This is a genomic window from Porphyromonas sp. oral taxon 279 str. F0450, assembly GCF_000292995.1.
In the GTDB taxonomy this organism is placed as follows: domain Bacteria; phylum Bacteroidota; class Bacteroidia; order Bacteroidales; family Porphyromonadaceae; genus Porphyromonas; species Porphyromonas pasteri.
The window spans coordinates 1-9690 of the sequence record NZ_ALKJ01000050.1; the positions used below are offsets into that span (position 1 = coordinate 1).

Here is a 9690-nt window from a genome sequence, read left to right on the forward strand (position 1 = left end):
AATCCAGCCTATGATGCCTTGATGATGTTCAAGATCCTACTGCTTCAGACATGGCATGGCCTGAGTGATGACAAAGTCGAAGAACGGATCAACGACTCCATCCTCTTGAGCGAATTCCTCCTCTTGGGTATGGGCCTTCCAGCACCAGACCACAGCACCATCTGTCGCTTTCGCGCTAAGCTAACAACGCTTAGGGATTATGAACAAGCTCCTTAAGGAGCTGAGATACGGAAGCTCGCGGGGTGCGCAAAGGCAGGCACTATCGCTACGGATACAAGAAGCACGTGCTGACCGATGGGCAAGGGTTGGCGGAGAGCAGAATTACCACGCCAGCCAATTGTGCCGATACGGTGGTATTACCCGAGCTGATAGAGAAGGCTGAGCTTGAGCAGGGCGTTAGTGTCCTTGCCGATAAAGGTTATTGTAGCAAGAGAAACTCGGCTTATCTCCTTGAGCGCGGCTTGATTGATGGGATTATGCTCAAGGCACAGAAGGGGATGAAGCTCACGGAGCGACAACGTGAACTGAATAACGCCATCAGCAAAATGCGCTGTTTGATAGAGCGTACCTTTGGGAGTATCCGAAGGTGGTTTTCAGGAGGGCGATGTCGCTACCGAGGGCTTGAGCGCACACATACACAGAATATCTTGGAAGCTATGGCATACAATCTGAAGCGTATACCTGGGCTTCTTGTGTTCCAAAGCACCAAATAGCCCAGAAAAGCCCCCTCTCGGGAGGGTTATCCTCCCGAGAGGGGGCAAGGGGGAGAGACAGGCATCCCACTTTTCAGCCTGAAGACTCCGATTTTCGAGGCTAGAGGGTGGAAGCTGTAAGGAGGTGGGCTTGCGCAATGGTCTCAAGAGGATAACACCAGCGTGGAAGTGCGTCCTTTGTAGGGTGTGCACAGGGGAAAGAGGGGGAATAGTTGTACTTTTGTGTCAAGAAGTAAGCCACTTCAATTAACGTATCGTAAACAACTCCTATGAAGCCCCACGAGCACGAGCATGAGCACGGAGACGTGTGTGCTCACGAACATAGTCACGACCACGACCACAGCGCTCATGGTCACGACCACGGTCATTCCCATAGCCACGGACACAGTCACGGCCATGGGCATCACCATCATCACCACCATCATCATGCGGAGGGGAATATCCTCATTGCCTTCCTGCTGAATCTCTTTTTCTCCATCATCGAGCTCTTCGGGGGGCTCTACACGGGTAGTGTAGCGATCCTCTCCGACTCGCTCCACGACCTCGGGGACTCCTGCTCGCTCGGTGTGGCATGGTACCTCGAGCGCCTCTCGAAGAAGGGCCGCGATAGCCACTTCAGCTACGGCTACAAGCGCTTCTCCCTCCTCGGCTCCCTCCTCATCTCTACGATCCTCTTAGTGGGCTCGGTCTTCGTCATCAAGGAGTCCATCGAGCGCCTCATCACACCGACCGATCCACCTCGTGCGGGTGCTATGCTCGTCCTCGCAGTCTTCGGTCTCCTGATCAATGGCTTCGCTGCCTGGAGAATGAGTGGCAGCACATCGCTCAACGAGCGCTCCATGCGCCTGCACCTGATGGAGGACGTCCTCGGATGGGTAGCGGTACTCGTGGTGAGTATCGTGATGTACTTCTTCCCCTCCTTCAAGATCCTCGACCCCCTGCTCTCCCTCGGCATCACCGCTTGGATCCTCTACAATGTCTACTTCGCCCTGCGCGACAACTTCCTTATCCTCCTGCAGGGGGTGCCCGAAGGCGTAGACCAAGAGGCCTTCTCAGATGAAGTCCGTGCCCTACCTGGGGTGCTCGACCTGCACGACCTACATATCTGGACGCTCAATGGCGAGCAGCATATCGCCTCCCTGCACATCGTCTATGACTGTGCAGACGCCACGAGCCCAGAGGCTCTCGCTGCCCTCAAGGAGTCAGTGCGCCAGGTCGCTCGCCGCTACCAGCTCGACCATATGACTATCGAGCTTGACCCACGGGGATGCAGCTGCGGTATGGAGCAGTGCTAATTCCCCCTCATCGTCCGTATATTTCCCCAGCCTCATTCTACTTAATGAAGATAAGAAGCCTCCTGCTCCTTGGCCTCCTCGGCCTCAGCTCCGCCACGCTATTCGCCCAAGAGCCCGTGCGACCCTACGACCCCTATCAGGTACGTGAGGTCGTCGAGGTGCCCGACGAGATCAAGATGGTCCGTGGCGACAAGCTCAAGGCCTATAAGATCACACCCGATGTGGCGCGTGCCGTACGCGTCGAGATGCCCGACACCCTGACGCACTACACCTTCGAGTACATCTCGCCGGAGTTCCGCTCTCTCGGGGTCTCCTATCTAGGGAATACGAATAGCCAGTGGCAGGCAAAGCTCTTCTTCGATCGCCCCCGCCGTGTCGGCGACTTCTTCTATACCGACGGCTACTACCGCATGCTCTACACGCCCGATGCGGTACGCTACTACGACACGAAGACGCCCTTCACCTACGTGCGCTATCACAAGAACTTCAAGAGCAACGAGAGTGAGGACGTCATCACGGCGGACTTCGGGGCGAACCTCGGCAAGGAGCTGAATGTCGGGGCGAGCTTCGACTACACCTATGCCAGTGGCTTCTACACGCAGGGGCGTAGCAAGGATGCTCGCTACCGCGTCTTCACCTCCTATCGTGGCGACCGCTACGAGCTCTTCGGCTACATCGCCAACGACTACTACAAGCAGGAGGAGAATGGTGGGATCACCAATGCCGACTACATCTACAACCCCGAGCGCTACACGAATAGCCGTACCAAGATCAGTTCGCGCGACGTACCCGTACTCATCAGTACCGGTGAGCTGACGAACCGCATCCGCTCTGGTCACGCCTACCTCGCGCAGTCCTACCGCCTCGGCTCCTACCGCACCGTCAAGCGCAAGCAGCCCCTGCCCATAGAGGGGCAGGAGGGCTCCGAAGCCCTCCAGAGCCTCGACTCCACGTACTTCGTACCCGTGGGCGGTATCTCGCTGACGACCTACTACAACAAGCAGAGCCGTCGCTTCTTCTCCCACACCGAGAGCGACCAGTGGGGCACGGTCTTCGGCACGCCTACCGTGACCCATACCCGCACCAGCTCTGACGGCACCACGACGACCTATACCCTCCCCAACGACACCGCACAGCTCGTCACCCTGCAGAATACCGTCGCCCTCTCGCTGATGGAGGGCTTCCGCCCCTGGGTGAAGTTCGGCCTCTCAGCCTACCTCCGTCAGGAGAACCGCTGGGCATCGCTCCCCGACCTCGCCACAGAGCGCTACACCCGCACGGCACTTAGCTCGACCTTCATCGGTGGGCTCATCGAGCGTCGCGAAGGCACAGGGCTGAACTTCTCCGCCCGTGGGGAGCTGGGTGTCCTCGGCTCGGACCTCGGCGCCTTCAAGCTCGAGGGGGATATCCGTACCGCCTTCAGCCTCTTCCAGAAGCGCTTTGCCCTCGAGGCCGATGCCTATGTCGACAATGCTCGCCCCTCTTACTTCGCCGCACATCACCACGGCACCTACGGCTGGTGGGACAAGTCGCTGAGCTTCACCCGCCGTGCTGAGCTCGGTGGTCGCGTGCACCTCTCCTCCTGGGGGACGAGCTTCGAAGCTCGTACGGCAAGCCTGCAGAACTATATCTACTTCGATAGCAAGGGCGAGACACAGCAGCACTCCGACCTCATCCAGATCCTGGCGCTGCGTGCTCGACAGGCAGGCTCCTTCGGCCCGATCAACTGGGATCTCGAGGCCGCCTACCAGCAGTCCTCTGCCCCCTCTGTTCTCCCCTTACCTTCGCTCACGGCAGCGGCTGACGTGTATCTGCGCTTCCTCTTAGCGAAGGTCCTGCGTGTCGACCTCGGCGTCAAGGGCTATTGGCACTCCGCCTATCACGCGCCCTACTATATGCCCACCGACCAGCAGTTCGCCCTCCAGACGGAAGGCAATGTCGGCGGACAGGCTCCGCTGCTCATCGCCTATGCGAACTTCCGCCTGAAGCGCGCACGCTTCTTCCTCCAGATGTACAATGTGGGTGAGGCCTTCATGACCAACGAGCGCCTCTCGATGTACAAGTACCCCTACAACCCGATGCACCTCTCGGCAGGTGTCGTCGTCGACCTCAACAACTAACCCTCCCCTATGGCTAAGCTCCGCACGAATACCCGCCTCTGGGTATATGCCTTCCTGCTCCTCCTCGCCATCGCTATGCTCCTCTACCTGCGCCGTCAGGTCAAGACAAGCAAAGAGGCGGCCTCGCTCCCATTCGTCGAGCGCGACTACCCCGAGATACGCAAGGAGGGCACGCTTCGCCTCCTCGCAGGCTACGGCAGTGGTGGAGAAGTGCAGGGCGGACAGCTCTCGGGCGCTATCTACGAGCTTGCCAAGCAGCTGGAGAAGAAGAGCGGATTACGTGTCGAGGTCATCTTGGAGAACCGCTGGGACGAAGCCCTTCGCCATCTCAGCACCGGCACAGCAGACCTCGTTGCCCACCCCATCACGCATACCTCGGCAGTAGATACCACCCGCTATATGCTCTTCGCGGAGAAGACCTCTGGACCTATCTACCTCGTGCAGCGCCGTGCAGACAGCGCACACCACATCAGCCGTCAGGTAGAGCTCGCTGGGCACTCCATCACCCTACCGAAGGCCTCACCCCTCTCGCTCTTCATCGAGCACCTCGGCGAAGAGATCGGCGACAGCCTGAGCATCCAGGTCGACACGCTCTACGCTGCCGAGCAGCTCGCCATGCAGGTCGCCTCGGGGAAGATCAACTATACCGCCTGCACCTCTGAGGAAGCGGAGCGCTTCGCTCGTCTCTTCCCCGCACTGGACTGCAGTCTCCCGCTGAGCTACTCCGTACGCACAGCTTGGCTTATGCGCCGCAATTCGCCCGCACTTCGCGATAGCCTCATCGCTTGGGGCGTCGGGCAGTAAATACCCCTTCCCCTTATACATAAATAGCGCAGGCTCCACCGCCCATAGTGGCGAAGGAGCCTGCGCTATTTATTAGAGATATGTGGGAGGAGCTTAGTCCAGATACAGCTCTTCGGGATAGCCGACAGCCTCAAGATAGAGGGCGTGTCCTGGAGCTGACGAGCCAGCACGACCGCGGTCCTTGGCTTCGACGACGGCAGCGAAGTCCTCGACAGACAGGCGTCCCTTACCGACTTGGAAGAGCGTCCCGACGACGGCACGCACCATATTGCGCAGGAAGCGGTCGGCCGTGATCGTGAAGATCCACTGACCAGGCTCCGCACCTGGGCGCCAGTAAGCCTCAGTGACACGGCAGTTATTCGTCTTGACGTCGGTATGGAGCTTGCTGAAGCTCGTGAAGTCCGTGAAGTGCAGGAGCTCGGCAGCAGCTACATTCATGCGCTCGAAGTCCAGCGGGAAGTGCAGGCGCAGCATACGAGACTCCTGGAAGGGATCCTTGCGCAGCGTCACATAGTAGCGGTACGTGCGGGAGGTAGCGCTGAAGCGTGCATGTGCCTCGTCCGTCACGGGACGGATGCTATGCAGGGCGATGTCGTGGGGGAGATAGCGGTCAGTGCGGAAGATCAGCTCACGTGCTGCCTCGAGGTCCATCGGTAGGTCGACGTGAGCGACCATACCACGGGCATGGACACCAGCATCCGTACGCCCAGCACCGACGATAGCGATAGGCTCGGGAGAGCGCGAGACGAGCGTCAGCGCCTTCTCGATAGTCTCTTGGACGGTCGGAGCATCGGGCTGGGTCTGCCAGCCGCTGTAGTTCGTGCCGTCGTAGCTCAGAGAGATGAAGTAGCGCATCTACGGCTTAGCTCTTCGACTTCTTTGTTCGGGGAGAAGAGGACTTGCGAGCTGCGCCCTTACGAGCCGTCTTCGCAGGCGTCTCAGCGATGAGCTTCATGCAGTCATCGTAGCTCATCGACGTGGGATCGACATCCTTGGGGAGCTTGTAGTTGTCGGTCTTGTACTTGAGGTACGGGCCGAAGCGCCCCGTGCGGATCGAGAGGTCGGCATCTTCAGCGAAGGACTTCAGGAGGCTCTTCTCCTCGCTCTCACGCTTCTCACGGATGATCTCAATAGCTTGCTCTGCGGTGCAGGAGAGGGGATCGGTGTCCTTAGGCAGACTGTAGAACTTCCCTGCGTGGCGAACATAGGGGCCGAAGCGACCCACTGCGACCGTCATTACCTCACCCTCATACTCACCGATATTCTTCGGTAGGTCAAAGAGCGCAAGGGCTTCTTCGAGGGTAATCGTCTCAAGCGACTGCCCCTTCTGCAGCGAAGCAAAGCGGGGCTTCTCGGCATCCTCTGCCGTACCCAGCTGTGCCATGGGGCCGTAGCGGCCGATGCTGACCGATACCTGCAGCCCTGTCGAGGGCTGTACACCGAGGATGCGCTGGCCGACACGCTGAGTAGGACGCTCATGCGTGGCACGCTCTACCTCGGGGTGGAAGCGCTGGTAGAAGTCGCCTATAGCGCCTGACCAAGAGGTCTTCCCTTCGGCGATCGTATCGAACTCTTCCTCGACGCGTGCCGTGAAGTTGTAGTCCACGATATTGGGGAACTGATCGACGAGGAAGTCATTGACGACGATACCCACATCGGTAGGCAGGAGCTTCCCCTTGTCAGCACCGTAGACTTCGCTCTTGACAGCACGCTTGACGGCGCCATCCTTGAGGGTCAGTACGGTATAGTTGCGGCGCTGGCCTTCGCGGTCAGCACGCTCTACATAGCCACGATTCTGGATCGTCTGGATCGTGGGAGCATAGGTCGAAGGGCGACCGATGCCGAGCTCTTCCATCTTGCTCACCATCGAAGCCTCCGTGTAGCGGGCAGGGCGCTGTGTGAAGCGCTCTTCCCCCGTGAGGGCTTCGAGCGAAAGAGCTTCACGCTCCTTGACTGCGGGGAGGAGCTTCGTCACCTCTGCATTGCCTTCCTCACCCGTCGACTCCATATAGACATCGAGGAAGCCTCGGAAGGTGATCACTTCACCCTGTGCGGTGAAGGCATAGTCTGTACCAGAGACGGGGATTGATACGGTCGTGCGCTCGATCTCTGCGTCAGCCATCTGCGAGGCAAGGGTACGCTTGCGGATCAAGTCATAGAGACGCTGCTCCTGAGGCGTACCACCGACACGCTCGCGGTCGATATAGGTGGGACGAATAGCTTCGTGAGCCTCCTGCGCACCCTTGCTCTTAGTCTGGAAGCGGCGGGGCTGGTGGTATTCCTTCCCGGGGTGCTTCTCGATCTGACGAGCGATAGCGCCGAGGGCTTGCGAAGAGAGGTTGACCGAGTCGGTACGCATATAGGTGATATGCCCCGATTCGTAGAGGGACTGCGCGAGGCGCATCGTCTGCGAGACGGAGTAGCCGAGCTTGTGTGCGGCCTCCTGCTGCAGCGTAGATGTGGTGAAGGGTGCGGCTGGCGAGCGGCGAGCAGCACGGCGCGTGATCGCACCGATAGAGAAGTCAGCCGTAGCACAGCGTGTCATAAGGGCCTCAGCCTCGGCTTCGGTCGCGAAGCGATGATTGAGCTCTGTCAAGAGACGCTCACCCGAGGGGAGGACGAAGGTCGCCTGTAGGCGGTAAGAAGATTGGGGTACGAAGGCTGTGATCTCACGCTCACGGTCGACGATGAGTCTGACGGCTACGCTCTGCACACGCCCTGCCGAGAGGGAGGGACGGATGCGCTTCCACAGTACGGGAGAGAGCTCGAAGCCCACAATACGGTCGAGGACGCGGCGTGCCTGCTGCGCATCGACAAGATTCATGTTCACCTCACGTGGGTGCTCCAGGGCGTGGAGGAAGGCTTCGGCAGTGATCTCGTGGCAGACGATACGGCGGGTCTTCTCTGGCTTGAGTTCAAGGGCTTCGCTCAGATGCCAAGCGATGGCTTCTCCTTCGCGGTCTTCATCGGAAGCGAGGTAGACGAGGTCGGCTTTCTTTGCTGCGGCTTTGAGTTCGCGCACGAGGCTCTTCTTGTCCTCGGTGATGACGTACTCGGGGCGGAAGTGATCCTCTACATTCACGCTGAAGGAATGCTGCTTGAGGTCACGCACATGGCCCGCACTGGCCATGACCTTATAGTCGTTCAGTTGATGTTTTTTGAGAAAGCCAGAGATCAGCTCGGCCTTCTTCGGAGACTCTACTATAACTAAATTCATCTACGGATTACCCTATCTCTTCTATTATAATGGTTACGGGCAGGCACGCCCGGTGCAAAGGTAGCAAAAAGCCCCCACCCCTGCATACTCAGCGCACTCTAAAGAGCAGATATAGAGGACAAGAGGGGGCTGGATACAAAAAAGATCGGCTCACCTCGTATGAGGCAAGCCGATCATCTTGAAAAAGTGGAGAATAACGGATTCGAACCGTTGACCCCCTGCGTGCAAGGCAGGTGCTCTAGCCAGCTGAGCTAATCCCCCAGGTAAGTCACTTAAAGTAGTCCCAGGCAGATTTGAACTGCCGACCTCTACATTATCAGTGTAGCGCTCTAACCAACTGAGCTATAGGACTGTCTTTAGGACTATAATAAGGTGAGAAGAAAAGATATCGACAGCAGAAGCGAGTACACACATTCAGAAAAACCACCTAACTCATCTCTTACGTACATACTACACTAACTATACTAAAGCCCATTTTCAGAACTCCAGAAAGGAGGTGTTCCAGCCGCACCTTCCGGTACGGCTACCTTGTTACGACTTAGCCCCAGTCACCTGTATTACCCTAGGCCGACCCTTGCGGTTACGGACTTTAGGTACTCCAGACTCCCATGGCTTGACGGGCGGTGTGTACAAGGCCCGGGAACGTATTCACCGCGCCATGGCTGATGCGCGATTACTAGCGAATCCAGCTTCACGGAGTCGAGTTGCAGACTCCGATCCGAACTGTGATAAGGTTTAGAGATTCGCATCCTGTCGCCAGGTAGCTGCCCTTTGTCCTTACCATTGTAACACGTGTGTCGCCCCGGATGTAAGGGCCGTGCTGATTTGACGTCATCCCCACCTTCCTCACGCCTTACGACGGCAGTCTCTACGGAGTTCCCAGCATTACCTGATGGCAACCGTAGACAGGGGTTGCGCTCGTTATGGCACTTAAGCCGACACCTCACGGCACGAGCTGACGACAACCATGCAGCACCTACATAGATGTCCCGAAGGAAAACTCCCTTTCAGGAGCGGTCATCTACATTTCAATCCCGGGTAAGGTTCCTCGCGTATCATCGAATTAAACCACATGTTCCTCCGCTTGTGCGGGCCCCCGTCAATTCCTTTGAGTTTCACCGTTGCCGGCGTACTCCCCAGGTGGATAACTTAACGCTTTCGCTTAGGAGCATACTGTATATCGCATACGCCCAGTTATCATCGTTTACTGCGTGGACTACCAGGGTATCTAATCCTGTTTGATACCCACGCTTTCGTGCTTCAGCGTCAGTTGTACCTTAGTAAGCTGCCTTCGCAATCGGAGTTCTGCGTGATATCTATGCATTCCACCGCTACACCACGCATTCCGCCTACCTCATCTACACTCAAGCCCGCCAGTATCAATGGCAATTTAGGAGTTAAGCTCCTAGATTTCACCGCTGACTTAACAGGCCGCCTACGCACCCTTTAAACCCAATAAATCCGGATAACGCTCGCATCCTCCGTATTACCGCGGCTGCTGGCACGGAGTTAGCCGATGCTTATTCATACGGTACATGCAG

At 57.8% G+C, this 9690-nt stretch carries 7 protein-coding genes, 2 tRNA genes and 1 rRNA gene; 5 read left to right on the top strand and 5 right to left on the bottom strand.

Translation table 11 applies throughout. From position 1 onward, the window contains the following. The 5 genes from HMPREF1323_RS08785 to HMPREF1323_RS08805 all read left to right on the top strand — a co-directional run. Positions 1 to 216 (top strand): transposase (locus tag HMPREF1323_RS08785; RefSeq protein ID WP_198004385.1); only part of this gene is annotated, 216 nt, incomplete at its 5' end. 26 nt (positions 217 to 242) lie between these two features. Next, on the top strand, positions 243 to 713 hold the full coding sequence (locus HMPREF1323_RS09360; RefSeq protein ID WP_083845397.1) for a transposase: 471 nt from the start codon (positions 243 to 245) through the stop codon (positions 711 to 713). 269 nt (positions 714 to 982) lie between these two features. Beyond that, positions 983 to 2008 carry a cation diffusion facilitator family transporter gene (locus tag HMPREF1323_RS08795; RefSeq protein WP_009433808.1) on the top strand — a complete coding sequence of 342 codons (1026 nt, stop codon included), beginning with the start codon at positions 983 to 985 and terminating at the stop codon, positions 2006 to 2008. 44 nt (positions 2009 to 2052) lie between these two features. After that, positions 2053 to 4128 carry a putative porin gene (locus tag HMPREF1323_RS08800; RefSeq protein WP_009433813.1) on the top strand — a complete coding sequence of 692 codons (2076 nt, stop codon included), beginning with the start codon at positions 2053 to 2055 and terminating at the stop codon, positions 4126 to 4128. A gap of 9 nt (positions 4129 to 4137) precedes the next feature. Then, positions 4138 to 4932 (top strand): transporter substrate-binding domain-containing protein, encoded by a 795-nt coding sequence (locus tag HMPREF1323_RS08805; RefSeq protein WP_009433809.1) that lies wholly within the window; start codon positions 4138 to 4140, stop codon positions 4930 to 4932. A 93-nt stretch (positions 4933 to 5025) separates the two neighbouring features. Here the strand turns inward: HMPREF1323_RS08805 and truA are convergent, their stop codons facing one another. From truA to HMPREF1323_RS08830, 5 genes are all read right to left on the bottom strand, one after another. Further along, positions 5026 to 5787 (bottom strand): tRNA pseudouridine(38-40) synthase TruA, encoded by a 762-nt coding sequence (gene truA / locus HMPREF1323_RS08810; RefSeq protein WP_009433811.1) that lies wholly within the window; start codon positions 5785 to 5787, stop codon positions 5026 to 5028. Between the two features lie 7 nt (positions 5788 to 5794). Beyond that, positions 5795 to 8149 carry a type I DNA topoisomerase gene (gene topA / locus HMPREF1323_RS08815; protein WP_009433810.1) on the bottom strand — a complete coding sequence of 785 codons (2355 nt, stop codon included), beginning with the start codon at positions 8147 to 8149 and terminating at the stop codon, positions 5795 to 5797. Between the two features lie 187 nt (positions 8150 to 8336). Then, positions 8337 to 8410, bottom strand: a tRNA-Ala gene (locus tag HMPREF1323_RS08820). Between the two features lie 17 nt (positions 8411 to 8427). Then, positions 8428 to 8501, bottom strand: a tRNA-Ile gene (locus HMPREF1323_RS08825). A gap of 137 nt (positions 8502 to 8638) precedes the next feature. Then, a 16S ribosomal RNA gene (locus HMPREF1323_RS08830) occupies positions 8639 to 9690 on the bottom strand; the annotation flags it as partial.

Coding starts and splice junctions, on each gene's coding strand:
- HMPREF1323_RS08795 (WP_009433808.1), top strand. CDS start 983: ATGAAGCCCCACGAGCACGAGCATGAGCACGGAGACGTGTGTGCTCAC.
- HMPREF1323_RS08805 (WP_009433809.1), top strand. CDS start 4,138: ATGGCTAAGCTCCGCACGAATACCCGCCTCTGGGTATATGCCTTCCTG.
- truA (WP_009433811.1), bottom strand. CDS start 5,787: ATGCGCTACTTCATCTCTCTGAGCTACGACGGCACGAACTACAGCGGC.
- topA (WP_009433810.1), bottom strand. CDS start 8,149: ATGAATTTAGTTATAGTAGAGTCTCCGAAGAAGGCCGAGCTGATCTCT.
- HMPREF1323_RS08800 (WP_009433813.1), top strand. CDS start 2,053: ATGAAGATAAGAAGCCTCCTGCTCCTTGGCCTCCTCGGCCTCAGCTCC.